Raw genomic sequence first — 26,116 nt, 5'->3', positions numbered from 1 at the left:
TGCCCGGCGGGATATTTCCCCCGGGTTTTTTTGCGTCCCCGCAGGAGCGGACATGCCCGTACAGGCTATTGGCTCGGGCATGCGCCAATTTTGCGCTCAGCAGGACAGCCGTCCATGATGCATCTGACCCTAGGGCATATCCTTTAGAGGGAAGATCAAATCTCGGGGAGAATCCAATTCGGGTTCTCCTGCAGGAAGTCAGGGTGAAGGATGTGACAAAAAAAAGGCACCGGCCATTGACGGAATCGGAAGCGGCATATCGCTGCGGATACGCGGAAGGCCGCAGATTCGGTGGTTGTCAGGCCGTGATGGCAAGAGTGGAGGGGTTCAAGCCGCCATTGCGCGATATAAAGGTGCTTTACATTCCTCAGGGGTTCGATGCCATCGATGCTGGCGTCATTGGAGCATTGAAGCAATCGGTACGCGAATGCATCGTCGGTTCCCCTGCAGCGATGCTGCAGGAAGCGGCTCAGCATAGGCCGGATGTTGTGTTGGTCATGAATGGGTTGCATGTATTTCCTGCGGACCACCTGGAGCAGGTAAACGGCATACGTGGGTTGGGGATCAAAACGGCGGTGTGGTTTGTGGATGATCCTTATTTTACCGAGGACACGCTGGAAATTTGCCGTCATTACGACGTGGTATTCACCCATGAGGAAGCGACGGTCGCTTTTTATCATCAACACGGAGCCAGTCGGGTCATCTATCTTCCGCTTGCGGTTAATCCGGAAATGTTTCAGCCGCGGAGGGCCGAGCCTCAGCACCAGTATGACGTGTGTTTTATTGGAACGGGCTTCTGGAACCGAATCGCACTGTTCGACGAGTTGGCTCCTTTTCTTGCCGGAAAAAAGGTATTCATCGCAGGAGGTCTGTGGAATCGCCTGAAGCGCTCGGATCTGTTGGGACGTTTTCTGCATGAAGGTTGGATCGATCCCAACGCGACGGTGGATTATTACAATGGAGCCAAAATCGTTATCAATGTTCATCGCACGGATAAGTCCGGGGAGGACAATCGCAATGTGCACCAGATCGAAGGCCGGTCCATCAACCCGCGCACCTATGAAATCAGCGCGTGTGGAACGATGCAAATTACGGACCTGCGCGCCGATCTCCCGCTATATTACCGGCCAGGATACGATATCGAAACTTTCGCTTCCGCGTCCGAACTTCGGTACAAGATCCAATACTACCTCGAGAACGAGGATAAGCGCCTGGCTATAGCGATGCGCGGACTGATCACCACGATGAGTCGCCATACTTTTGCGAGACGCATGTCTCAGCTTCTGGAACATCTGTAGGTTCTTATTCAGGGATCGGAATGATCCCCATACAAAGGAGTGGCAATATGCCTATCAAACACCGTAAACACAGACAGTCTCATGTCCCGGTGCTCGGTTTGGCTGACCAGGCACGCAAAAACGGGCAGCGTGCCGGATACGAAGCTGGCAAGGAGGAAGGCTATCTGCGCGGACGCGCAAACTATATTGTCAATTGTGCTAAGGAGCCGCTTCCTTTTCGCCCCGTGCATATCATGTATATTTCATCGGGCAAAGGCTTCCCGTATTCCCCATTGGATGAAGCGATCGCCGCAACCTTGCAGAGTATGGTGGCTAAAGTCACTTTATCCGATCCGCGTCAACCCATTGCCGAAACTGCATTGGCGACCCGTCCGAACCTTGTGCTTGCCCTGGACGGCATGGACCTGCCGCTGGACCAAATCGATGCCATCCGTCAGGCAGGCATACCGACAGCCATCTGGTTGACCGACGATCCTTATTACACCGACATGACGCTGGAAGTATCGAAGCATTTCGATCATGTCTTTACATTAGAACTAAATTGCGTGGAGCTTTACCGTCAGAACGGTTGCGCTTCGGTGCATTACCTGCCGTTTGCGGCTTATACGTCGCATTACTTTCCGATTACTACCCCGTCCCCGCTGAAACGCGACGTAAGCTTCATTGGCTCGGCCTATTGGAACCGGGTGTATTTCTTCAATCCGATCATGGCCCAATTAATGTCCCACAACACGGTATTTAACGGGATTTGGTGGGATCGCCTGCCCGGCTACGAGGCTTACGGCGAAAAAATAGAGCTTGGCCGCTGGATGAATCCCCAGGAAACCAACGACGTATACAACGGCACCAAACTCGTCATTAACCTGCACCGTTCGCATGAAGACGATTCGGTCAACAACAACCATTTGCGGATACCTCCGGCCTCGCCGAACCCAAGAACGTTCGAAATTGCGGCGTGTGCGACGCTCCAACTCACGGATGCGCGCGATGACTTAACGAGATTTTACCAGCCGGGAGTGGAGATCGAAACGTATGCCTCTCCGCAGGAATTGATCGAAAAGGTCGAATATTATCTGACCCACGAGAAGGAGCGCCGAGAGATCGCGCTGCGCGGGCTCGAACGGACCTTGAAGGATCACACGTACGGCAAACGGATCAATGAATTGCTGTCCGTCGTCTTCTCTTAAATTCAGGTTAGAGGAGGTGTGCATAGGGCTCTGCATGCCGACATGCACGGGCCCGTGCGGCCATGGAGACTAGACCGAAATTGATGTTGTTCTCCCATGTATGCAATACCCGCAGCATTACGGGAGCGGAAAAGCTCCTGCTTCATTTCATGAGGGAGATGGGCACCATTTTCGACTGCGTGCTGGTCGTTCCCCGTGAAGGGAAGCTTGCCGGGCTTGCCCAAAGATCGGGGATCCGGGTCAAGGTCTGCGAGTTCCCGCTGTTATATGACGTTTATACGCCATATAAGGGCATTGGGGACGATGCTGAACAACTGCGCCATAAACCTGAATTCCAGGCCGTGGTTTCCCTGATCAGGGAAACCGGCCCTGATCTCGTCCTGACCAATACCTGCGTCAACGTCCTGCCTGCAATTGCGGCGAAATCATTGCAAATCCCCGTCATCTGGAAGATCACCGAGATTATGCAGTCCACGGATCATCTGCAGGACGCCATTCGCTTGATCGCCGGCTACTCCGATTGGATCATTACGATCTCCAATGCAGCGGCCTTGCCTTTTCGAGAAGCCGGGATCGAAGACAAACTCACGGTTCTGCCTCCTACGTGGGATTCCTCTCTGCCTGCCCCGGACCGATGGCTGTACTTCAGGGAACGGAAGCGGAAGGAACTCGGCTTCAAATCGTCGCATGTCTGCATAGGTTATATATCCTCTTTCATCCATGATGCCAAGGGACTGAAACCTTTCGTGGATATGTGCCTGCGAATCTGCGAAACGCATCCGCGGGCCCGTTTCTGGATCATCGGCACGCCGGCGGACAAAAAGTATTACGATGCATGCATATCGCGGGTCAAAAAATCGGGTTACCAGCGTCGATTCGAGATGACCCCATTCGTGGAAAACGTTTCGATGGCCTATCCTGCCATGGATATTCTGGTCATTCCAAGCATGGTGAAGGAAGGTTTCGGCATGACCGCGCTGGAGGGCATGCACTTTGCCAAACCGGTCATCGCTTTCACGCAGGGCGGGCTGGCTGAACTGATGGAGGGCGTCGGCAGCGGCGAGTTTCTTGCGCCGCCAGGGGACAGCGCGGCGCTCGCGGAGCTGGCCGCCCGTCTGATCGACAATGAGGAATTAGCTTCCGATACGGGGTGGAGAAACCGGGCGGAGGCCGAACGGCTGTATGGAAACGATGCGTACAGAACCTCGCTGCACGCGATGGTGACCCGGTGGTTGTTGCGTTTTCCCGGATGGTTCCCGTATATTCAGTCGCCCACGGGTCCTGTATATGGATGGGGAGAAGGAGGGCTTCGTACCGTATTGGTATCTGAACGGAACGGAGTGAGTGCAAAGCGGTTCCCGCTATCCGTCATCGAGGCCCTGCCCAAATCTCCTCTTCCCCCGCTTGCCATTGAGGGAGGGAGCGGGGGAGGGGATGGCCCGCTCATGTATCCCGCGGCCGTCAAGCGAGGCAAGAAAAGAAGAAAGCGCAGGGAAAGCGGCAACCGTTTGGCCAAACGGAGGATGCTGGGCCGCAAAGCAAGGACCGGAGGCAGAAAAGGGCGGGCGAGCAAAAGGAAGCGCCCCTCGCGAGCCGTAAAAGTTAAAACCCGTAAGCGAAGGCTGGCTTGACAGCCGACATCCATTTTACGACGAAGGCAGGGATAGCGATGAAAATCATGACGGTGCTGGGCACAAGACCGGAGATCATTCGTCTCAGCCTCATCATCTCCAAGCTGGACCAGTATGCAGCCGAACATGTTTTGGTCCATACCGGACAGAATTTCACGGAAAGCCTGAGCGGCCTGTTTTTCAAGGAGTTGGGTCTGCGTGCGCCGGATTACGTGCTTCAGGATGAGGCAGCCTCGCTTGGGAGACAGTTATCCTCAATGTTTACCCAAATGGAGGATATCCTGCGCCAAGAGAAGCCAGACAAGGTGCTGCTCCTCGGCGATACCAACAGCGCGCTTTGCGCCGTGTTGGCAGAACGCATGGGCATTCCCGTCGTTCATATGGAAGCAGGCAACCGCTGCTTCGATCTCGACGTTCCCGAAGAAAAAAATCGCAGGGTGATCGATGCCATATCGACCATCAACATGCCTTATACGGAGCAGAGCAAGAAACATCTCGTCAGGGAAGGCGTGCCGAGCCGCCGCATCGTGCTGACGGGCAATCCGATATATGAAGTGATGCAACATTATGATCGGCAGGTGAGCGCGAGCAATATTCTAAACAAGCTAAAACTCAAACCCGGCCAATACTTTCTGGTTACCGCCCATCGAGCCGAAAACGTGGACCATCCTCCGCATTTGCTGGAGATCATGAAGGGGTTGAACCGCGTAGCCAAAGAACAAGGGCAGCGCATCATTTGCAGCATTCACCCTCGCACGGCCATCCGGATCGCCGAGCATTTGGAATTGGAGATGCATCCCTTGGTGGAATTCCATGAGCCTTTCGGGTTTTTCGACTTTGTCATGCTGGAACGGCACGCCCGGTGCGCGCTGACCGATAGCGGGACGGTGCAGGAAGAATGCTGCATTATGGGCGTGCCAACCGTCACCATGCGCCGCACGACGGAGCGTCCCGAAACCGTGGATTGCGGCAGCAATGTGGTATCCGGACTCGATGCAGACCGCATTGCCGATTGCGTCAAAGTCATGACCGCTCTTCCAGCCGACTGGGAATGTCCCGACGGCTATAAAGCAAAGAATGTATCCGGCATTGTGGTCAAATTTCTGCTTGGGGGGAAATTGAATGTTTGAAAATAAGCGTATACTCGTGACTGGCGGGACCGGATCGTGGGGGTATGAGCTGGTCGCCCAGCTGCTTCCCCAGCGGCCGAAACAAATCGTCGTATACTCCCGCAACGAATCAAGCCAGGTTGCGATGAGCCGCGAATTCGAGGATTCCCGTCTTCATTTCCGGATCGGTGACATTCGCGACAAGGAAGCGATCAGCGCGGCGTGCCAGAACGTGGATTATGTGTTCCACCTCGCAGCCCTCAAACACGTGCCGGTCTGCGAGGACCAGCCATATGAGGCGTTGAAAACGAATGTGATCGGTACGCAAAACGTCATTGAGGCGGCCATTGAAAACCATGTTAAGAAAGTGATCTATATTTCGACAGACAAAGCGGCCAATCCGTCCAACTTTTACGGCATGACCAAGGCGATCGGCGAGAAGCTGATCGTGTATGCCAATCTGCTGAACAGCAATACCAAATTCGTTACGGTCCGCGGCGGCAATGTGCTCGGTACCAACGGCAGCGTGGTGCACCTGTTCAAAAACCAGATTCGCCAAAAGGGCGAGGTGTCCATCACCGACTTGAAAATGACCCGCTTCTTCCTTACCTTGAAGGATGCCATCTCGCTGCTGTTCAAAGCATCCGTGGAGAGCGTGGGCGGCGAAATTTTCGTGATGACGATGCCGACATGCAAAATCGTGGATCTGGCTGAAGTGCTGATCGAGGATTCGGGCGTGGCGGACGTATCGATCGTGGAAAGTGGCACGCGTCCAGGAGAGAAAATCCACGAAATATTGATGAGCGAGTTCGAGAGCATGACCACCGTTGTTTATGACGAGCAGTACTTGGTCATCTTGCCTACGGTCGGCATTCCGGGACTTCGGGAGCATTACAGCCACTGCCGCCCGGTATCCTTCAGCAGCTTCAGTTCGGAGCATCAGTTGATGACGAAGGACGAAATTCGCGATATTCTGAAGCGCGGAGGATTCTTATCATGAAGCTGCTTGTCCTTGGAGGAAACGGCATGGCCGGCCATATGCTGGTCGAATATTTCCGCCGTCAGGGGCGGCACCATCTGTTCTACACGACACGGGATGCAGCAGACCCGGGTGGTTTGCTGCTCGACGTGAACGACAGCTTCATGGTCGACCGGATCGTCGAAGCGGTCCATCCGGACGTCATCATTAATGCGGTGGGCGTGCTGAACAGCTTTGCGGATATAGATAAGATCGCGGCATACCATATCAACGGTTTCCTGCCGCATCGCTTGCGCCGCGTCGCGGATACGATCGGCGCGCGCCTGATCCACATCAGCACGGATTGCGTATTCAGCGGGGACCGGGGAGCCTACCGGGAGGATGACGCCACGGACGGGACGTCCGCCTACGCAATCACCAAAGCGCTTGGAGAAGTGCACGATGCCGGGCATCTGACGATCCGGACGTCCATCATCGGACCTGAAATCCGAAAGAGCGGCATTGGCCTCATGCACTGGTTCATGTCGACCAAAGGGGAGGTCGGGGGGTATACCCGTGTCTTCTGGAACGGGGTAACAACGCTCGAACTGGCAAAGTGGGTGGATCATTACCTGGCTTCGCCGGTGAGCGGCCTCATCCATCTCGCACACCCCAAGCCGATCAGCAAGCATGACCTGCTTGTACTGTTTCAGAAGACCTGGGACAAACGGGACGTCAACATCGTTCCGGATGACCGGGTGGTGCAGGACCGTACGTTGGTATGCACGCGTGCGGACGTGCAGACGAACTTCCCGGACTATCCTACGATGCTGAAGGAGCTAGCGTTATGGATGGAACGGAGCTGAAAGGCAGGAAAGTGCTCATTACGGGTGCCACCGGTTTCACCGGTCGGCACGCCGTAGCCTATTTTCAATCCATGGGCGCCAGAGTGGTCGCCGTGGTCAGGAAAGCAGGATCGCACTCGTTCGGGGAAGGCGTAGCCGTGCATGTATGCGATTTGAACGACAAAGAACAGGTATGCCGGCTTGTCACCAAAGTGCAGCCGGACGACGTATTGCATCTGGCGGGGAAAAACTCCGTTCCGGACTCCTGGGCCAATCCGATCCTTGCTATAGAAAGCAATGTCATGGCCGCCTTGTATTTGCTCGATGCTCTTCGCAATTTCAAGGCGGCAAGAATCGTGATCGTGGGCTCCCGGCTGAAATATGTTCCAATGCCGGGTTTGCCTCCCCAGCCGTCTCACCCGTACAGTCTAAGCAAAGCGCTGGAGGAGACGGTATCCCTGGCCTGGATGTCCCTGTTCGGTCAACAAATCATGCTTGCCGAACCGGGAAACCTCATTGGCGCAGGACCTTCCACGGGCATATGTTCCCTGCTGGCACGCCATATAGCGGCTTGCGAAATCGCGGGCAAGACGGAAGCTTTCGGACTGTCCGGCAGGGAAAGCACCCGTGACTATCTGGATGTGCGGGATGCCGTACGTGCTTACGCCACCTTGTTGATTAAAGGAACGTCCGGCGTTGTATACCCCGTTGTTTCCGGCAAGGAACGAAGCCTGGGAGAGATCGCAGATGCGCTGTTAGGAATGTCCGACGCTGAAATTCCCGTGCGTTGGGATCATGCCTCTTCCGGTCCGGATGGAGCGGGGGACCAGGAAGGTGCCTCGTTGCTCCGGAACCTTGGTTGGAAACCGATGATTTCTTTTTCGCAGTCGCTTCGGGATATTCTAGAGGATGCCCGGTCAGGGCTGGGGAGGTTGAGCAGGTGAATCCCAGGGTTTCGATTATCATCCCTTTTTACAATTGCCCCTATGTGCCTCAGGCGATTCAAAGTGCTTTGGACCAAACCTACAGCGATGTGGAGGTTATCGTGGTGAATGACGGCTCCACCGCGCATGCCGAACGGCTCCAGCCCTATCTGCCGCATATCAATGTGCTGGGGAAAAGCAACGGAGGAACGGCATCTGCTCTCAATCACGGCATTCGCCATGCTTCGGGAGAATACGTCGCTTGGCTCAGTTCGGACGATTTCTTATATCCAGACAAAATCCGCCTTCAGGTGGGGTTGATGCGCGAACAGGGGACGTTGATATCACATACCAACTTCCATTATATCAATGGGCAATCGGCGGTAACGCGCATGAACTGCGGGATCGAACCGGTAGACGAAATCGGGCTGCTGCGCCGCTTCGTGGAAAGCAATCCGGTGAATGGGTGCACGGTCATGATCCGTAAAGATTTATTTTCCGCCGTGGGGCTCTTTGATGAGCATTTGCCCTATACGCATGATCTGGACTTATGGCTGCGAATCGTCCTGAACGGATATCGTTTTTCGTATCTGAACGTGCCGCTAACCGCTTATCGATGGCATGAAGGAATGGGATCGCTGCGGCATGCGGAAAAGATCGGAAGAGAAGCTTCCATGGTATGGAACAGATATCGGGGAGCGCTGCTGCATCGTATCGCGGTATTGGGAGGTTAAGCATCCTGGGGATGGCTGACTTAAGGCAGCCTCCCTTTTTTGTTTTCTCGCATTGCGACGGTTCCTGAGCTTATTCCCACACGGCAAAAATCTCGCTGGTTTCTTCGTCTACGTGATTTATGCCTTTGGCATTCAGCCACCTGGCAGAGCCCAACCAAAGGGATAATACCGTCTCCGCTTCCTCCGGCGATGCCAGCCGCGTTCGCAGGTGTGCTTGAATCTCCTCCATATCGATCCTCCACCTTCCATCCAATCAATCGTTTGTTGCAAAATACTTCACGCGGTTCGTGACAAGAAAGCAGGCTCTTGAAAGACGTGTGGTCTCAAAATGAATTATAACGCATTTTTCCGATTCCTTGGGCCGTAATATGGAAAATAATTGCAATTTCTCCGGCGATAATAGTGCTGAAATTTTTACATAAAAATACCTTGACAGCAAAGGTATTTTCATTAGAATTAAACCAGTGCTAAAACGAAGGTTTAAAACAAATGTTTTAAAATTATAGGCCAATGAACGGGGGATTTACCCGCAGGCCGGAAAGAGTGTGAACTATTGGAACAGCAAAATCAAGCACGGCAGCACCCGGAGGCATTTTCGATCAAATCGATCCTCCTGCCGCTTCTCTCCATCATTGTCGGCATGATTATGGTCATTCTGGATAGCACGGTCGTTAACGTTGCCATTCCGAACCTGGTCGAATACTTCAAAACGGATCTCAAAACGATCCAATGGACCGTCACGGGGTATACGCTGGCCCTGTCTGCCGTTATTCCGCTGGCGGGGTGGTTAACGGACCGTTTCGGAGCCAAGCGGGTGTTTTTATTCACGATTGCCATGTTTACCTTGGGCTCGGTGTTGTGTTCCATTGCGCAGTCGCCCGAACAACTGATCGTTTTCCGCGTGATTCAGGGCCTCGGCGGAGGCATGGTTGCGCCGATCGGTATGGCGATGGTATTTCGTCTGGCCCCGCCCGATAAAAGAGGTTCCATCATGGGCATGCTCGGCATTCCGATGCTGCTTGCGCCTGCGCTTGGGCCGGTATTGTCGGGTTGGTTCATTCAATCCTGGAGCTGGCACTGGATTTTCCTGATCAACCTGCCTATCGGCATTGCCGCTTTCCTGCTGTGCATTCGATTTTTGCCGGACACGGATCGCGGACGCGCGCCGGGTCTAGACCTGCTCGGCATGATTCTCGCGCCGATCGCGTTCTCCATGCTGGCTTACGGTGTCAGCGAAGGAGGAACCGACTGGACGTCCGCTTCCAGCTTAACGGGCATCATCGTTGGCGGCGTTGCCTTGATCTTGTTCGTGATCGTGGAGCTTCGTCGCCAAAATCCGCTATTGGAGCTCAGGGTATTCGGATCCTCGGACTTCACGCGCGGTATTATTCTGGCTTGGGTTGCGCAAGTTGCGCTGTTCGGGTCCATGCTTCTGATTCCGTTGTACTTGCAGCAGATCAAAGGGTATACAGCACTTGAAACCGGGCTTATCCTCTTGCCGCAAGCTTTGGCTTCCGGCGTGGGAATGCCGCTTGGCGGAAGACTGTTCGACAAGGTTGGGGCAAGGCCGCTCGCTTTTGCAGGTCTCGGAATTATATCGGTAGCGCTTTTCATTCTGTCGACGATTACGGCAGATACAGGCCTTGCCTTGATTATTGTTGCGTTGGCTATGATGGGCCTGGGCATGGGCTTCTCGATGATGCCGCTTAACACGCATGTACTGAATGCTGCTCCGCGTCATTTGGTGGCTAGGGTGACTCCGCTTACGGCGGCAGCCCAGCAAGTCGTAGTTTCGTTTGCGGTAGCAGGGTTAACGGGGTTCCTGACGTCGCGCACCGAGATTCATACGACCGGCAGCGCACCCTCGGACATGATGTCGGGAATCATTGCCGGCTTCAACGATACGTTTCTGCTGGCAGCATGCATCGCGCTGTTTGGATGTCTACTGAGCCTGATTTTGCGTAAGCCAAAACAGGATCGCAAGGAAGAGACACAGACAGAAGAGCAAGTGGATCCAGCCATGATGATGGGCCATTGAGGCATCGTCGGAGCAAGGCAGTTCGGAGTATTTTCTCCGGACTGCCTTTTTTTGCGGGGACGTGCAAACGAATCTGGAGAAGATGCTTAGCGCGCCATCATTTCTCGAAAGGATATGGCGTAACGGTCTGACGAGAAGGCTTTGGACATGCGGTTTTATGCGATTCTTGCAAACCCGTTCCGGCAGCTTTTGGTTGTTCATCAGTGAGCAAATGATGTTTGTTCACGTTTTAGACACATTTTTTTAAGCAATCTTTTAAGTAGCACTAAGCTGGGTTTAGGATACAATTCGTAAGATACAGGAGACTTCCCGTGCACACCGTCTGCAGCAATCGATGGCGCACGGGTATTTTAACGGTTAACGGGAAAGGATGAAGCATGTGCTCGAAGTGAAGCAGGTCAGCAAAGTTTATGATGGACGCCGTGGCGTGCATCAACTGAATTTCACCATGGAGCGCGGAGAGATTGTTGGTTTTCTTGGCCCGAACGGTGCCGGAAAAACGACAACGATGCGCATGATCACCGGGTATCTGCATCCCACGGAAGGCTCCATCATGGTCGATGGCATATCCGTGCACGATCACGGACGAAGCATTCGTTCCAAAATCGGCTATTTGCCGGAAACGCCGCCCCTGTATCCAGACATGACGGTTCAGACCTATCTCAAATTTGTTGCCAAGCTGAGGGATGTGCCGGCACGAGAGGTCAAGCTGAGAGTTAGCGAAATGGTCAGCCGCCTCGGTTTGCAGGATCGGGAAAAACAATTGGTACGAGGACTCTCCAAAGGGTACAAGCAGCGTCTTGGCTTGGCCGGGGCCATCATTCACAAACCGGACCTGCTCGTTCTGGATGAGCCAACCTCAGGGCTGGATCCGAACCAAATTATCGAAATCCGTGACCTGATCCGGGAATTGGGCGAGAATCACACGGTGCTTCTCAGCACGCACATTTTGCCTGAGGTTAGCACGCTCTGCAATCGGATGCTGATTATCAATCAGGGCCAACTCGTCATGGATGGATCGCCGCAGCAGTTCAGTTCATCGATGGAGGACCGGTTCAAGGTGTCCATTGAGGTCAAGGCGACCGAGGAAGAGCTGAAGAACGTGCTTCAGCCTTGGGAAAAGGTACAGCATGAAACGGTGCGGGAGCCCGGAGCGGCAGCCGGCCATGGCCATGCGGAAGGAGAAACCGTAAAAATGCTGCTGACCGGGCAATCTCCGGAAGATTTCCGGGAAGAACTGTTCTACCTTTTATCCGGTGCGGGCCTGCCCATCCTGGAAATGAAGAAGGAAAATCTCAGTCTGGAACAGGTCTTCCTTAAACTAACGACAACCGAAAGCGGTGGGGAGGGGTCTGAAACAACGGAAGCGAATGCGTTTACATACGCAAATGATGAAAACCCCGAACGGCCTGGGCCTGATATCAAGGATGACCCCTCGGCAGCGGTCGATGAGACCGAGCAACCACCGGGTGCCAAATCCGACGGCGGTACAGGGGAGGGTTCCCGATGAGAAGAATGATGGCGGTATGCAATAAAGAGCTGCAGGCGTACTTTTTGTCGCCCACATCGTATTTTGCTTTTGCCATTTATGTTTTGTTAACGAGTCTTTTGTTCTATTCCAGCTTTGTGTATTACCAGCCGAGCATTGTGGACTACCGCCTGGTTCTTGGCGATACGTTATCGATGCTGCTGTTCGTGGTGCCTCTGTTAACCATGCGGCTTGTCGCCGAGGAGTTCAGGCAGGGAACGGACGAACTGCTGCTTACCTCGCCGGTGCGGGTAACCGAGATTATTTTCGGGAAATATTTGGCCTCGCTCGCGATTTTGCTCGTACTGATCCTATGCAGTCTGGTTTACCCATTCATCATGTCCTTTTTCGGCACGCTGAACCTGACGACGGTGTGGCTGTCTGCATTGGGATTATTTTTCATGGGGGGAAGCATGATGGCCATCGGTCTGTTTGCCTCGACCTTGTCCCAGCATCAGATGGTGTCTGCAGTAGCCGGCTTCATTATTTTGCTCGTTCTGTGGATGCTTGATTCATTCGGGGGCAACACGGGTTCGGCATTGCAGGAATGGCTAGCGCCGTTTGCATTGACCAGCCGCTTCGAGAGCTTTACCAAAGGCGTGTTGAACGGGTCGGACGTTCTCTATTACGTTACGCTCACAGGGGTATTTCTGCTGTTAAGCATTCAAATCGTCGAACGGAAGCGGTGGAGGTGAGAACATGAAAAAATGGTTGAGTCACACCAACAGCACCGTGCTGTCTGTCGCTGTAATCGGCATATTCGTTTTGGTAACCCTGTTCTTGAATTCGCTCAGCGGCTTTCAGCTGGATCTGACTTCAAACAAACAATATACCTTATCCGATCAGTCCCTTAGCGCGATCCAAAACGTAAAAGAAGACGTCAACGTATTGGTGCTCATCGTGGAAAATGCCAACAATACGGTATTGAACCGGGAAGTCACCGACATGGTACAGGAATATGCGAAACGAAACAGCAAGCTGAAGGTGAAACAGTACAATCTCTCGCAAGAGCCAGCCCTGGCTTCGAAATACGGCATCACCGGCAGCTCCATCGTGCTTGAGCGGGGCGATCAATACAAGGTTATCGATATTGGAAGCCTGTTTACGGCAACCGGAGACGGCGCGGATGGTTCATACCAGTTTACGGGTGAAGAGAAATTTACCCAAGCGCTAATTAACCTGACGTCTACGGAGAAACACAAGATGGTCTTCCTTTCCGGTCATGAAGAGCTTGGACTGGATCAGCTTTCCACATTGCGTTCCTCGCTCGAGCAGAGCAATGTGACCACGGAGGAACTGCAGCTGAATCAGGCCGGAAAAGTTCCCGATGACGCGGATGTGCTGGCGATCATTGGACCGCAGCGAGACATTAGCGATACTGAGCTTAAGGAAATTCGGGCATATCTGGAGAATGGCGGCAAACTGCTGCTATCGCTCGGATTCAGCGAAGATATGAAGTCCTCATGGAAGAACATCGATGCGTTAATGGCCGATTATGGCGTCGTGGATAAACATGCAGTGATGGTGGATCATCAACAAGCGAGCACCATGGGTCCGCTGTGGGTTGTGCCGGAGTATGGAAGTCATGCCATTACGGACAAACTTTCGGAAAGCAAGCTGTACCCTATGCTGTCGTTGTCCATCGCATTGACAAGCAAGGAGCAGGACAAATATACGTTGTCGCCGCTGCTGCGTTCCAGCGTGGAAAGTTATGGCGAAACGAACATCGATGGCCTGCTGCAAAACGAAACGACCAATGACAAGGATCAGGACGTGCAAGGGCCGGTCGAAATCGGGTATGCAGCAGATACAACGGACGGCAAACCCAAGGCAGTCATTCTGGGTTCATCCATCTTTATGCAGGATTCGCAGATCGCCAACGGCGGCAACCGTGATTTTATTTTAAACATTGCCAACTATCTGAGCGAAAAGCAGGATGGCGTAACGATCCGGGCCCGGGTGAATCCGGGTTACGAAGTCGCTTACCTTAGCGGCGAGCAGGCCAGAATCATTTTCTTTGCCGCTATTGTCGGATTCCCGCTGTTCTTTGTATTGATCGGTGTGCTGTTGTGGTGGAGGCGCAGACGCGTATGAAGAAATGGATGCCTACGATATTGGTCGTTTTGGTGCTGATCGTTGGCTGGATCTATGCCGCGAACCAGAATTACTTTCGGGAAGAAGAAGCACAGAAAGCAAAGCTGCTGGACATTGCAGCAGGCGACATTCAGTCGCTGTCCATTGAACGTGAAAACACGGAAACGGCGGCGGATGCTTCCTCCGAGTCTGGCAGCAGTTCATCCCCAGCCTCCAAGCTTGAGCTTAAAGAAGGGGTATGGACCATGACGGAACCCGAATCTTATCCCCTGAACGGCTACGCGGTAAGCAGCTGGCTGGATTCGCTTAGCGCTGCCGAACAGGAGATGGTCGTAGAGGAACAACCGCAGGACCTGGAGAAATACGGACTTGGACAAAGTGCAAGCCGGATCGGCATCGGTTTGAAAGACGGTAAGCAATTGACGGTGACCATCGGTGGCCAGCTTCCGGCGGATAATGCGCGTTATGTACGCGTTAATGACGGTCCTGTCGTTGCCGTCCAAACCGATACGGTGACCGGCATCGATCTTACCCGCCGGGAATTGTTGGATACAACGCCGTTTAACCTGGATGAAGCCAATGTACAGTCTGCCGATTGGGAAGGCGAGGCAGCGACATGGCTGTTGAAGACGAATTCGGAAGCAGGGGCAGCGGACCGAACGTGGACTTTGAACGGTAAGGAAGCCAAGGCTGATGATGCCGTGTCTTTGCTGGGCAAAATCAAAAATTTGGCGACCGCAGACGACGTGCGCAAGGCATCGGAACTGAAAAATACCGTGCCGCGTTTCACCTTGTCGATTGAACAAACGGTCAATGGAACGACGGTTACAGATGTGTATCGCGGCCTTGTTGAGAAATCGCAGCCCGATACGATCTGGGTGATCACAACGGATGGCAAGTGGGCGTATGCTTTGCAAGCAGATGCACTTAAAGAAGCGGAAAACTTCCCTGAAACGCTGAAACAGGCAAATGATTCGTCAGCGGACAGTCAAAAATCGGATTCCACTTCTACTTCAAATAACTAAAATTCAGAAAGCGGTGCTGCACTCCGGTGCATGCGCCGCTTTTATATTTTTCAGCCTGCTGTTCCATATCCTTTCAGCATATCGCAAAGGCCTAGGGCGCATCCTATTTTCGTGACCAAAATACCCATATTGGAGGATGAGCTAATGCCAGCAGCCAAAAAAGCAAAAGCCATTACTTTATCTTTGTCTACCGCAATTTTTGTTATGGCAGGGTTAACGGGTTGCGGCACCAGCCGGGATGCCGGCAATGTGCAAACGAAAAGCGTGCGTCACGAAGCAAGAGGGATCAATCGTTATGGCGTCGAAACCAACGGCCTGGATGGGATCCGTGCTCGGAACTACCGCGCCCATAACGTGACCAGCCTGAAGACGAGCGACGAGCTGGCCAAACACATTGCCGACATGAAAGAAGTGAAATCGGCGAATGTTTTGTTGACCGATCGCAATGCATATGTTGCTGTTCGACTTACCGATGGTCACGCGGGCAAGTTGAACACGAATTCATACCGTGCTCGCAGTTATTCCGGCTACGCGGATGATACGATGCGCAGCCGTACCTTGTCCCCTGACATGCGAGGACTTCGCGTAAATGACGGTGCGGGAGCGAGGTCCCCATACAGCGTTGACCGGGTTACCCCAGGATTAAACACGGGAACCGCAACGGATCGCAGCCATCTGAGCAATGATCGCGGACTTTACGGTACGATGGGCACCGGTTCGTACGGCATGATGCGCGGATTGACCGGGAGCGACAGAATTCCCATCAACGAAAATACGGGGGATTATGGCGTAAAGCGCGAAAACCGGGTAAACAGCTCGGACGACAATACGCCTGCCGAAATCAAGGGCAAAATCGCAGCCAGAGTCAAGCAGTTTGCGCCTAACGTAGAGAATGTCTATGTGTCGTCTAACCCGGAATTCGTGGAACATGCCGAGAAATATTCGACGGATCTTCGCAACGGCAAACCTGTCAGCGGCATGCTGGATACCTTCTCAAGCATGGTAGAACGTATCTTCCCGACGAATGCGATGAATCATCATCGTGATGGCGTACTTGATCATGGCGTAACAGAACGTTCCAACGGTCGCATGAACAATCTTCGGTAAGAAGCAGCAAGTATGGAAAATATGCCTTTGCGCAGATGAATACATCGGACGCAAAGGCATATTTTATTGTAGCGGCAGCAATGGAAAAGGTCCAAGCAGCAAAAAAGCCTCTCCCCATTCTTTTCGTAGTTGAAGAATAGGAAAAGACTTTCATGCTTTTTTAACAACTGTGTACGCTCGCGTCAGATCTTTAGTTCTCCAAGCTTGATCAGCTCAACGACGGCTTGCGAACGACCCTTAACATTGAGTTTCTGCATCACATTCGAAATATGGTTACGCACCGTTTTTTCGCTGATGAATAACTGCCCTGCAATGTCGCGAGTTGTTTTGTCCTGAACCAACAATTCGAAAACTTCGCGTTCACGGTGGGTCAACAGAAATTTGCTTTTATGATCGATACCCTTCAATGTTCACCCCTCCTTGCTCGGGTTTGGTTGGTGTAACAAGGTTAAGGGGATACAGTCAACTCATATTATGTAAGGTCAAGCGCGATGGTTCAGTTTTAACTTAAAAATGGGCAGCATAATATGCGCCTAAGATTCTTAATAAGATTGACGTCATGATTTAGGGTAAAACGAAGGCGGATCAACAGATTACATACGGGTGCTCATGCCTGTTTCGGGCTTGAAAACAGCGTTGCTATTATGCCGCTCAATGTAGCCGGCAGGCTAATTCTCGCAGTTGTTTGACGAAGTCCTGTTTTAAGGTTGGAGGCTGTATATCCAGCAAAGTCGTTCCGAACCGGTGACAGTACTGCAGCAGGAAATGCCTCTCCGCCGGTTCAATCCAACCGGTAATGCAAAAGTGTCCGTCTTTTTCGGAAAGGGACATGTTGGGGTAGTGGTGCCGTTCGAAAATGGCTAGACCCTCAGCGGTAATTTCAATCGCATACTCAATGGCTTGTTTGCTTTGGTTAACCAGTTGAAAGCGATTGTCCAAATCCATTTCTTTGATCAAATCCAAGGGCTGTTCGTCGTCCAGTACAGTGACGTTTACAATCCTGTCGCAGCGAAAAACTCTGTACTCCCCTTGATCCAGATCATAGGACGGACAGTACCAATGGCCGTGATTGGCATAAATGCCGATCGGCTGAACACGTCGTTCCGTTTGCTTGTTCGGGGATTGGTAAACGATACGAATAATGGCTGGCTCCATGACCGCCTGAAGAAGGTCTTCCAGCAAGGGAGCGTTGTCTGTCATTTTGACCGTTCCAAAGGAAACGCGGGTTTGAATCAGCGCTAACGTGTTTTGGATTTTCGGCGATACAGTCTCCAGAAATTTGGAGCGGATCGTGCCGTATTCGGCGCGAAAGGGCAGGGGGCCCAAGAGTTCAATTCCCTTTAACGCAAAAAACAGCGCATAGGTTTCCTGAGGCGTAAAGGTCACGGGAGGCACTTTGTACGTATCGAGTATGCGATAGCCGCCATATCGGCCCATCTCGGAATATAAAGGCACGCCGATGTCTTCCAACGCTTTGATGTAACGAAGCGCGGTGCTTTTGGAAATGCCGAACTCTTGCCGCAGCTCTTGAAGCGTGAAGCGGTCCTTTTTGTATACGTAGTTCATCATTTTATAGAGGGATTCGTATTTTTTCATCATTGTAAAGGGTCCTCCAGTGCAGCGGTTGGTTTATTGTGAAGGCTGCGTCGCGCTTGATTTTTGCCGGGAACGTGCATTGGTTGAAGTTATTTCTATGATGCCCGCCAATGGTATCCATTTCTGAAACCTTTGGATTGTATAGTATACATTGTTCAATAGAACACAGCAAAATAATCAGGAGGCGAATGGAATGAGTTATGAAGTGGTTACGTTTTTGTCGATGAATGGAAGAGGGGCGGAAGCCATTGCGTTTTATACCGAGCATTTGCAGGCCAACGTTGTATTTAAGGTCACGTACGAAGATATGAAGAAAATGGACCCGGCGATGGTGATTGAACCGGGACGGGAGCAATGGATATCTCATTCCATCCTGGAAGTCGGGGTGCACAAAATCATGCTGGCGGAAGAATCGATGGTGCCGAAACTGGACTACATCGTGGGCAATAACACGTCGCTTTGCATCCAATCGGCGGACAAGCAGGAGATCGAACAGATATACCACTCGTTGGTCGGGGACCCGAGAACTGAAGTGATTACGCCGCTTGGTCCGATCGTGTTTAGCGAGGCATACGGCATTGTGCGCGATCCGTTCGGGGTGTATATGCAGTTGATGTATGATAAGAGATTGGCAAGGGTACAAAAAGGTTGATACACAAGGTTCTTGTATTCACTCAAGTTATACATCAAAAAAAGGGATTTCAGTTAGATTGAAGAATATCTCATAACAGATAGGATATCCTTCAATCTAAAGGAGCGGACCATGATTAAAGAGAAGATTCCAATTTGGTTCTGGTGTATCTCGATAGTGGTAATGGTTATGCTTGTAATCAACCTTTTTAAAACAGATTCAAGTATAAACGTGCTTGCATTAGGAATCCTTAATTTTGCCCAAGCGATTCGGATGTGGAAGAAATCTTGGAATTTTGCAATTATTTTCTTGATACTTGGTATTCTGTGTATTATTTTATTTATCAAATTTCTATTTTTATAATCATTTTGAAGCTGGGCCACCTCAGGTAGTTTCTACAACACCAGACACAATTCTATTACCGGTGAAGGGTCGACAGCCTCGAAAAAGCCCTTTGCCAGGTACTAGGTATTATTCTGTTAAATTGAATGTTAGTATTGGATACTATAGAGAGTTTGTGCTTCACAATTCGGTATCAGGCACTTTGTTTTTAAGCAGAACAACAAGACCTTGGTTAGGTGATTCATTACGATGGAATTTCTGGGGATAAACTGACTGACCCGGCTAGCTTGCCTTGGGCAGTAACCTCTCAATCTAAAAGAGTTAAATGGGGAACAAGCGAAAAAACACGTATAGAATTGGTACGAGCAAACTTATAGATTGAATAACTTTGATTGGTTGTATTTGATATCCACTATATTAAACCAAGAGAATACGGTAGAACCAATGATCCAGCAAACCTTAATTCTTTGTGTCTATAAAAAAGGGGTAGTTTGATATTATGCCAAACGAATCACTAGAAGAGAAAGTGGAAAGATTGGAACTATACGTTACGCTGCTGCGACAAATTGCGGTCGATCCCGAAGAATATCGTTTGTGGGACTGGGTAATCGCAAACCAACTAAATGTTGATCAGTATAATTCTATAAAAGAGGTATTAAAATCGTGTGTTCGAGCACATCTTGCTGCGAAAGAAGATCCTTCCGTAAAAATTCCTTCTTTCGAGGAGTTGGTTGAAAAATTAGTTCCTGTTTTATCTCCAAATCCAAGGATAGCACATGAGAAAGGTGTACTCGAACTACTAAGGAACGCTGTGAGAATGACACCTTACTTATCTTTAAAGCATTACTTATAACGTAAAGTGTTATTTTATTATACTTAAACATATTGGAGTTGTACTCTGCCCCCATCTTGCATTCAGATGCTTGTGGGCTTTTTTCTAGTTTAGTAACGAACATTCATTCGCATATAATACAAATGAATGTTCTTCTTTAGGAGTGAGTATGCCAGTTAAATACTTGGGTTCAGCCGAGTATATAAAAAGGTGCCCTGGTCTTTATAGCCGGGCACTATTGGGTATAATCTGGTTTGTACAACTCAATAGGCTACAAGGACTGTCGGCTAATCTCCCGGAAGGGAGGTGATGCCATGGAAGTTAAAAATACGTTAATGTTGATGGTTCAATTCGCAACATTGGTGATCCTGATACTTTCGTACGTGATCGTTCACATTGAGGCACCCCGAAAAACATAACCCACACAAAGCCATCACAATAAAGGCGTTCCTTTTTCATTTAACTTAGAAGCCCCCGCCTCCAAGCGTTAACGTAGGTGGAGGGGGTTCACGCAAGTTCCTCTACGTTTTTTTTCTGAAGAATAGAAGGGAAATCAGAATAATAACCACGATCGCCGAGATATTATAGACCGTCTGGAATGTCTCGCTTTGTGTGCGGGCAATAATAAAGGCTGCAATGGCAATAACCAGGACTAGTAGGCCCCAGGTTATCTTTTTATTCAAATTAACACCTCCTTTTGAATATGTTTGGTTGAATTACAGCAAACGTTAACACCCAAAATACTCAAGCGACAAATCCCCCAGAGTTTCAGGGGAAGGTGCGAAAACAAGAATAAGATCATATCCTTCATTGTTTATAATGGAAATTAACCAACCCTTAAAGCTCATGGTTGAAGGATAATGTCCTTTTCTTTTTCCGTGTAATTAGCCCATGCAAGTACCTGTTCCTCACAGCGGCAAATCTTCGCCAGATCTGACTTGGAATAACCAAGCCGATATGTTTTGCGGGTGCACCACCAGCATGAGCAGTGGACTTTGCCTTTGGCAAAGATGCCCTCAAACTTATAGGCCCAGCCTCGTGATTGAGCAATCCTCATCTTACGCTGGATCACACGTTGTCTTTGGTGCCGAAAGTAAGCTTGATTTCGATTTGTTTTGTACTGTTTCATTATCATCACGCTCCCTTGGGAAAGACCCAGCCTGCAGAGGCTCCAAGGGGACAAGCATCTACAGGCTGAGCGTGATTGGGATTATATTACGATTGGAAATCATGATAATCACCGCCGTTCGTTTGATTTTTTTCAAAGAAGCTTTAATCGATTTTCCTTTAACTGTTGTCATTCTTTATCGTTCACAAGGGTGCGTAATCGTATCTCGAACGTGATGCAGAAACTCAGATCACCGATCATAGCCATCCATCTGCCTGATGTTTTCTCACAAATGCTTTCCAAGCTTTGCGTGAAAACTTCCGATAAAACAACCGCTCCAATTCTGCGTGGCTTGCTTCGATTAACCGAAGATGCCGCGCTTTTTTGGCTATTTTGGCGCAAGGCTCCGTCGGCGTTCGTGTGCTTCCAACTTTGCGCCGAATCGGCACATGGAACTGAAGCAGTTTCTCCAGACGCTCCCAGCCCTCCCAACTCAAGCGGCCGCCACGTTTCCAATCCACCGCGTACAGCGAAAAGAAAGGATGTTCCCCGGATCGTACCTCCACAATGATCCATAGGGACGGAATGATCTTTTGGCGTTGTCGCCCGTTCATGCGCAGTTCCTCCATATCGGGAATGAACCCGTCTCTTTGTTTTCCACTATAAAACACGCAGCTTCTTCCATCAAGCTGGCCTTAACTTGGATCAATCCACATCTCTAAATTTTTATCTCTAAAGCAGTGTAAGCTTCTTGATTTGCCTCGTGTGAATGTTTACAATGAAATTAACGAATGAAAATAATTTTCCGACATACGAAATATATAATAAAAATAATTTTCAAAAGAAGGAATTCATATGGCAGCCATATTGCATGCATTACGACAGGAACTGGACAGCTTGCCGTCGCAAGAGCGGCGTATAGCCGAGGTTATTCTCGCCTCTCCCTCCGACGTTCCGGGCTGGACGATTAATCAATTGGCTCAGGAAAGCGGAACGAGTCCGGCGACCGTTACCCGGTTCTGCAAATCCTTTCACTTCAAAGGTTTCCCCGACTTCAAAATGAAGCTGGCCGCCGAAATGTCCCAGCCTGCGCAGGAGTCGGCGTATCAGGATATCGTGGCAGGCAACCCGTTGTCCAAAATCGTGGCCGCCATCGAGGCGAACCATTTGGCTTCCATCTCGGACACCACTAGGCTGCTTGACCTGGGCAGGGTGGAGCAGGCCATTCGGCTGCTTTGCAACGCCCGGCGTATCGACTTATACGGGGTGGCCACCTCGTCGATCGTGACGCAGGACTTTTATCAGAAGATGGTCCGTATCGGCAAAAGCTGCACGGCCTTCTCGGATTCCCATATGCAGATTACGTCCGCGTCTTCGCTGACCGAGGGTGATGTGGCGATGGCCGTATCGTATTCGGGCGAAACGCCGGAGACGATCGATGCCCTGCATTGTGCACGGCAGGCGGGTGCGGCGACGATTTCGCTGACGTCCTACGGGAGCAACAAGCTGGCCAATGAGGCCGACATTCCGCTGTTCACTTCATCGCTGGAAGAAGGCATGCGGCGTGGAGACATGGCTTCCCGCATCGCGCTGCTGCATGTCATCGACATTTTGTTCACCGGCATGGTCAGCGCGGATTTCGACCGTTTCATTCCCAAGCTGGAGCAATCGTATCACAACGTGCAGTCTTATCGAGTTCATCACAACGGAGGTGCCTGACGACATGAACATTCGTATTTTTGAACATGAGGAAGATTTGAACGCTACCGGGGCCGGACTGATCGCGAGCCTGCTGCAAACGAAGCCGCGAGCCGTGCTGGGACTGGCTACAGGTAGCTCACCGGTCGGCATTTATAAACATTTGATCGTTCTGTACGAGAAAGGGCTGGTGAGCTTCGCCCAGGCGTCCTCCTTCAATTTGGACGAATATGTCGGGCTCCCGAAAAATCATCCGGAGAGTTACCGTCATTTCATGAACGAGCAGTTATTCCATCATATCGACATCGATGCAGAGCGGACGCATGTGCCGAACGGCAGTGCCGCCGATCTGGACGAGGAATGCCAGACGTATGAGCAAATGCTCGAAGAGCGCGGTCCAGTCGATCTGCAGTTGCTGGGCATCGGGCATAACGGGCACATCGGCTTCAACGAACCGGGCAGCGCATTGACGGGCCGCACCCATGTCGTGGATTTGAAAGAAGAAACGCGCCAAGCCAACGCCCGCTTCTTCGATCATATCGATGAGGTACCGAGGCAGGCCATTACGATGGGTGTGGGCAGCATTTTGAAGGCGAAGCAGATTTTGCTGATCGCGCGCGGCGAGGAAAAGGCGGACATCATCCACGAGGCGTTCATGGGACCGATCACGACGGCGTGCCCGGCTTCTTTGCTGCAATGCCATCCGAACGTGGTGGTGCTGCTGGATCGCGCAGCGGGGAGGTTGGTTAAATGAGTGACACACGAGCACAAGCCCAAGGAACAGCATACGGAAAAGAGAGCGGCAGCCCCATTTACCTTCTGCGCGGCAAAATGGTGCTGCCAGACGGTCTGGCGGAGGACGGCCTCCTCGCCTGGACCGATAGCACAATCCTTTATGCCGGACGGCCCGAAGGGCTTCCGGCGTCGATCCGCCGCGATGCGGTCACCCTGCCCGTGCCGGAGCAGGGCGTAATCGTGCCCGGGTTCATTGACATTCACGTGCACGGCGGCAATGGCGAAGACTTCATGGACGCCAGTCCGAAGGTGCTGGACAAAATCACGTCGTTCCATGCGACACAAGGCACGACGGCGATGCTGGCGACCACGATGACCGCGCCGAAAGAACGCCTGGATCAGGTGCTGAGCGAAGTGCACAGCTATCGTTCTGGCGAAATGCCGTACGCACAGCTGGAAGGCGTGCACCTGGAGGGACCGTTTTTCAGCCCGAAATGGCCGGGCGCGCAAAATCCGGACCATATCGTGCTGCCCAACGTATCCTGGCTGAAGGACTGGGAAGCGCAATATCCAGGACTGATTCGCCAGGTGACTTTGGCGCCGGAACGCGATGGCGCTCTGGAAGTCATTTCGTGGCTGCGCAGCCGGCACATTACGGCGGCTCTGGGGCACACGGACGCCACGTATGAAGACGTGCAGCGCGCCGTGCAGGCAGGCCTGCATCATGCGGTGCACACCTTCAACGCGATGACGCCGCTGCATCACCGCAATCCCGGGGCGGCCGGAGCCGTGCTGAGCGATCCGCGCATCAGCGCCGAGGTGATCGCCGACGGCATCCATGTGCACCCGGCGGCGATTTCCGTCCTGGCGCAGCTGAAGCAGGCTGCCGATCAGCTCGTGCTGATCACCGATGCGATGTCCGCCGCCGGGCTGGACGACGGCGAATACAAAATCGGCGATCTGCCGGTCATCGTCAAGGAGGGCGTGGCCCGCCTGAAAGAAGGCGGGGCCTTGGCCGGCAGCACCCTGACCATGGTGCGCGGATTCCGCTATCTCGTGCAGGAGGTCGGCCTTGACCTGAATGCCGCTTCACGCGCGGCAAGCCTGACGCCCGCACGGCTGCTGGGCATCGATTATCGCACAGGTTCATTCGCGCCGGGCAAACAGGCAGATATCGTGCTGCTGAATGAGGCATTGGAAATCGAGGGCGTCTGGGTGAAGGGAAAAAAGGCGGTAGCCCTTCCCGATTAAAAAGGGGACTTTCGAAAACGAGGATTACGAAAATAACGATATGGAACAAGCGTTGTGCAAAGGATCATCCGCCGCATAACGCTTTTTTTGTGCCAAAGTGAATTTCATTACGATGTTGGTATAAGACCAACGGTCAAACCGAGAACGACGAATTTCCATAACGATCTGAAGTTTGAGGTGTTCTTTAAATGTAGGTAAATAAATATTTCGTAGAATGATCAGGGAAGAATAAGTGGACTTTAACGGTTCATGTTCCTTGTACAAGGAGGAAATGATGACGATATCATTGCGGACCAAAACCATCCTCGCTCAAATCTTGGTGATGACTGTGATCGCAGGCACGCTTGTTTATAACCATTCAACTTCCGGCGAGGTGTCTGCTCTCGAAATGACAGCCGAGCAGAAGGAGATGGAATTAGTCCTGAAACAAAAACTGGAGAAGTCGTGGAATGCAGGGAAGAACAAGATTATCGCGCACGCTTCGGACATCCCATCCCTTTCTGAGTTGAATTCAAAACAGCCTCTTGAGGATTGGGCCATCATGGACATGCATAACGATCTGTTTCAGCAGTTTTCCATGAAGGAACAATCTGCATTTCTTGATGCATACTACAACGATGAACGGGCACACCATATGCAAATCGGAGATTGGATGCCGGCCCTTTTGGTCAACCCAGACCAAACCGAAGTGATTGAATTTTGGGAGAAAAAAGACGGAACCTACATGATGATTCACTTGAAAACGAAAAAAGAGGGCTGGGGCAAAAAAGTCTGGTATGTCGATGGCGGAGCAGTGCCCCTTTCGGACGAAACATGAGGCGCTGGGCGTATGGGTCAACATATTTCACATGCTGCATCTGCTATGCTACAATAAGTGCAAAAAAACGGGATCAACTGGATCGCGGAAAACATGGAGGCACGACAATGGAACGAAACGCGATGCTCGGATCGGACCCATTCATCGCGAAGCTTACGGAGAAGCTGCACGTGCACGGGTATTATGCCTTTTACGGCGAGCATTACAGGGAAGCGGACATGGAACATTACCGGAGGCATTTGTTTGCAAAATTCAGCCATATCGTATGGGTTGAACTGGATGCGCGCAAAAAGTACATGATCGTGGACCATCGCGGCCGGAATGCGGTATTGAAGCTGATTGACGGCATGCTGAACACCCGCCGGACGCTGCGGGCCAATCAGGCGATGAACGGGGACAGCACGGAACAGGTGCAGCGGGATATAGACCATCTGAAACAGCTGACCCATCAGTTGAATTTTACGGTTTTTCGAACATAAGTCGGTATGTGTTACAGAAAAAACGGAACTCCCTTACCACAAACAGCGCAAGTTAAACCATCTAGAATGGAATGCGTGTGCTGTCCGCAGTAAGGGAGTTTTTTCGTGGTGTAGGAACGTGTGAAGTTTCTGGAGCGTTTATTTTGCCGC

General features: G+C 51.6%; 27 protein-coding genes. 22 read left to right on the top strand and 5 right to left on the bottom strand.

What is annotated here, in order from left to right; genetic code table 11:
• Positions 1-203: 203 nt before the first annotated feature.
• From L6H98_RS09095 to L6H98_RS09060, 8 genes are all read left to right on the top strand, one after another.
• Positions 204-1,298: a DUF3880 domain-containing protein gene (locus L6H98_RS09095; protein WP_236414511.1), complete on the top strand. Its 1,095-nt coding sequence runs from the start codon at positions 204-206 to the stop codon at positions 1,296-1,298.
• A 47-nt stretch (positions 1,299-1,345) separates the two neighbouring features.
• A complete protein-coding gene (locus L6H98_RS09090) occupies positions 1,346-2,485 on the top strand; it encodes a glycosyltransferase (protein WP_236414509.1) in 1,140 nt (379 codons plus the stop codon).
• A 62-nt stretch (positions 2,486-2,547) separates the two neighbouring features.
• The gene (locus tag L6H98_RS09085; RefSeq protein WP_236414507.1) at positions 2,548-4,116 is read left to right on the top strand and encodes a glycosyltransferase family 4 protein; all 1,569 of its coding nucleotides are present in this window, start codon (positions 2,548-2,550) and stop codon (positions 4,114-4,116) included.
• A 38-nt stretch (positions 4,117-4,154) separates the two neighbouring features.
• Positions 4,155-5,246 (top strand): UDP-N-acetylglucosamine 2-epimerase (non-hydrolyzing), encoded by a 1,092-nt coding sequence (gene wecB / locus L6H98_RS09080; RefSeq protein ID WP_236414505.1) that lies wholly within the window; start codon positions 4,155-4,157, stop codon positions 5,244-5,246.
• Positions 5,239-6,225: a polysaccharide biosynthesis protein gene (locus tag L6H98_RS09075; RefSeq protein WP_236414503.1), complete on the top strand. Its 987-nt coding sequence runs from the start codon at positions 5,239-5,241 to the stop codon at positions 6,223-6,225. The genes wecB and L6H98_RS09075 overlap by 8 nt, the downstream gene beginning before the upstream one ends.
• Positions 6,222-7,049 (top strand): SDR family oxidoreductase, encoded by an 828-nt coding sequence (locus L6H98_RS09070; RefSeq protein WP_236414502.1) that lies wholly within the window; start codon positions 6,222-6,224, stop codon positions 7,047-7,049. The genes L6H98_RS09075 and L6H98_RS09070 overlap by 4 nt, the downstream gene beginning before the upstream one ends.
• Positions 7,031-7,972, top strand: coding sequence for an NAD-dependent epimerase/dehydratase family protein (locus L6H98_RS09065; protein WP_236414500.1), 942 nt, complete (start codon positions 7,031-7,033; stop codon positions 7,970-7,972). Before L6H98_RS09070 ends, L6H98_RS09065 begins: the two co-directional genes overlap by 19 nt.
• Complete coding sequence (locus tag L6H98_RS09060) at positions 7,969-8,685, top strand: glycosyltransferase (RefSeq protein ID WP_236414499.1); 717 nt, start codon at positions 7,969-7,971, stop codon at positions 8,683-8,685. Before L6H98_RS09065 ends, L6H98_RS09060 begins: the two co-directional genes overlap by 4 nt.
• A 70-nt stretch (positions 8,686-8,755) precedes the next feature.
• Here L6H98_RS09060 and L6H98_RS09055 read toward each other — a convergent pair whose 3' ends face one another.
• Positions 8,756-8,914 (bottom strand): hypothetical protein, encoded by a 159-nt coding sequence (locus L6H98_RS09055; protein ID WP_236414498.1) that lies wholly within the window; start codon positions 8,912-8,914, stop codon positions 8,756-8,758.
• A 324-nt stretch (positions 8,915-9,238) separates the two neighbouring features.
• Between L6H98_RS09055 and L6H98_RS09050 the strand changes: the two genes are divergently transcribed.
• The 6 genes from L6H98_RS09050 to L6H98_RS09025 all read left to right on the top strand — a co-directional run bounded on the left by L6H98_RS09050 (position 9,239) and on the right by L6H98_RS09025 (position 16,477).
• Positions 9,239-10,723, top strand: coding sequence for a DHA2 family efflux MFS transporter permease subunit (locus L6H98_RS09050; protein ID WP_236414497.1), 1,485 nt, complete (start codon positions 9,239-9,241; stop codon positions 10,721-10,723).
• 379 nt (positions 10,724-11,102) lie between these two features.
• Positions 11,103-12,233, top strand: coding sequence for an ABC transporter ATP-binding protein (locus tag L6H98_RS09045; protein WP_236414496.1), 1,131 nt, complete (start codon positions 11,103-11,105; stop codon positions 12,231-12,233).
• Positions 12,230-12,946, top strand: a complete 717-nt coding sequence (locus tag L6H98_RS09040; protein WP_236414495.1) for an ABC transporter permease subunit — start codon at positions 12,230-12,232, stop codon at positions 12,944-12,946. Before L6H98_RS09045 ends, L6H98_RS09040 begins: the two co-directional genes overlap by 4 nt.
• A gap of 4 nt (positions 12,947-12,950) precedes the next feature.
• Positions 12,951-14,345 (top strand): GldG family protein, encoded by a 1,395-nt coding sequence (locus tag L6H98_RS09035; protein WP_236414494.1) that lies wholly within the window; start codon positions 12,951-12,953, stop codon positions 14,343-14,345.
• Positions 14,342-15,370 (top strand): DUF4340 domain-containing protein, encoded by a 1,029-nt coding sequence (locus L6H98_RS09030; RefSeq protein ID WP_236414493.1) that lies wholly within the window; start codon positions 14,342-14,344, stop codon positions 15,368-15,370. The genes L6H98_RS09035 and L6H98_RS09030 overlap by 4 nt, the downstream gene beginning before the upstream one ends.
• 144 nt (positions 15,371-15,514) lie before the next feature.
• Positions 15,515-16,477: a YhcN/YlaJ family sporulation lipoprotein gene (locus tag L6H98_RS09025; protein ID WP_236414491.1), complete on the top strand. Its 963-nt coding sequence runs from the start codon at positions 15,515-15,517 to the stop codon at positions 16,475-16,477.
• Positions 16,478-16,659: 182 nt separating this feature from the next.
• Here L6H98_RS09025 and L6H98_RS09020 read toward each other — a convergent pair whose 3' ends face one another.
• Entirely contained in the window at positions 16,660-16,884 is a 225-nt protein-coding gene (locus L6H98_RS09020; RefSeq protein WP_017692532.1) for a helix-turn-helix transcriptional regulator, read from the bottom strand.
• 244 nt (positions 16,885-17,128) lie between these two features.
• Complete coding sequence (locus L6H98_RS09015; RefSeq protein WP_236414489.1) at positions 17,129-18,076, bottom strand: YafY family protein; 948 nt, start codon at positions 18,074-18,076, stop codon at positions 17,129-17,131.
• 190 nt (positions 18,077-18,266) lie between these two features.
• On the opposite strand from L6H98_RS09015, the gene L6H98_RS09010 reads away from it, so the two are divergent.
• The 3 genes from L6H98_RS09010 to L6H98_RS31380 all read left to right on the top strand — a co-directional run bounded on the left by L6H98_RS09010 (position 18,267) and on the right by L6H98_RS31380 (position 20,297).
• Positions 18,267-18,725: a VOC family protein gene (locus tag L6H98_RS09010; protein ID WP_236414487.1), complete on the top strand. Its 459-nt coding sequence runs from the start codon at positions 18,267-18,269 to the stop codon at positions 18,723-18,725.
• Between the two features lie 820 nt (positions 18,726-19,545).
• Positions 19,546-19,899 (top strand): DUF1878 family protein, encoded by a 354-nt coding sequence (locus tag L6H98_RS09005; RefSeq protein ID WP_236414485.1) that lies wholly within the window; start codon positions 19,546-19,548, stop codon positions 19,897-19,899.
• Positions 19,900-20,192: 293 nt separating this feature from the next.
• The gene (locus L6H98_RS31380; protein WP_356722661.1) at positions 20,193-20,297 is read left to right on the top strand and encodes a putative holin-like toxin; all 105 of its coding nucleotides are present in this window, start codon (positions 20,193-20,195) and stop codon (positions 20,295-20,297) included.
• A gap of 425 nt (positions 20,298-20,722) precedes the next feature.
• Here L6H98_RS31380 and L6H98_RS09000 read toward each other — a convergent pair whose 3' ends face one another.
• Positions 20,723-21,007 carry a hypothetical protein gene (locus L6H98_RS09000; RefSeq protein ID WP_236414483.1) on the bottom strand — a complete coding sequence of 95 codons (285 nt, stop codon included), beginning with the start codon at positions 21,005-21,007 and terminating at the stop codon, positions 20,723-20,725.
• 236 nt (positions 21,008-21,243) lie between these two features.
• Positions 21,244-21,600: a hypothetical protein gene (locus L6H98_RS08995; protein ID WP_236414482.1), complete on the bottom strand. Its 357-nt coding sequence runs from the start codon at positions 21,598-21,600 to the stop codon at positions 21,244-21,246.
• A gap of 241 nt (positions 21,601-21,841) precedes the next feature.
• On the opposite strand from L6H98_RS08995, the gene L6H98_RS08990 reads away from it, so the two are divergent.
• From L6H98_RS08990 to L6H98_RS08970, 5 genes are all read left to right on the top strand, one after another.
• Complete coding sequence (locus L6H98_RS08990) at positions 21,842-22,705, top strand: MurR/RpiR family transcriptional regulator (protein ID WP_236414479.1); 864 nt, start codon at positions 21,842-21,844, stop codon at positions 22,703-22,705.
• A gap of 4 nt (positions 22,706-22,709) precedes the next feature.
• Entirely contained in the window at positions 22,710-23,438 is a 729-nt protein-coding gene (gene nagB, locus L6H98_RS08985) for a glucosamine-6-phosphate deaminase (protein WP_236414477.1), read from the top strand.
• A 77-nt stretch (positions 23,439-23,515) separates the two neighbouring features.
• Complete coding sequence (gene nagA, locus L6H98_RS08980) at positions 23,516-24,670, top strand: N-acetylglucosamine-6-phosphate deacetylase (protein WP_236414854.1); 1,155 nt, start codon at positions 23,516-23,518, stop codon at positions 24,668-24,670.
• Between the two features lie 271 nt (positions 24,671-24,941).
• Positions 24,942-25,487 carry a hypothetical protein gene (locus tag L6H98_RS08975; RefSeq protein ID WP_236414475.1) on the top strand — a complete coding sequence of 182 codons (546 nt, stop codon included), beginning with the start codon at positions 24,942-24,944 and terminating at the stop codon, positions 25,485-25,487.
• Between the two features lie 107 nt (positions 25,488-25,594).
• On the top strand, positions 25,595-25,966 hold the full coding sequence (locus L6H98_RS08970) for a hypothetical protein (RefSeq protein ID WP_236414473.1): 372 nt from the start codon (positions 25,595-25,597) through the stop codon (positions 25,964-25,966).
• Positions 25,967-26,116: the final 150 nt, after the last annotated feature.

Origin of the sequence: Paenibacillus sp. JJ-223 (assembly GCF_927798175.1) — a bacterium.
In the GTDB taxonomy this organism is placed as follows: domain Bacteria; phylum Bacillota; class Bacilli; order Paenibacillales; family Paenibacillaceae; genus Paenibacillus; species Paenibacillus hubeiensis.
Note: the sequence above shows the minus strand (reverse complement) of the source record. Positions and strands in the feature narration are given on the sequence as shown.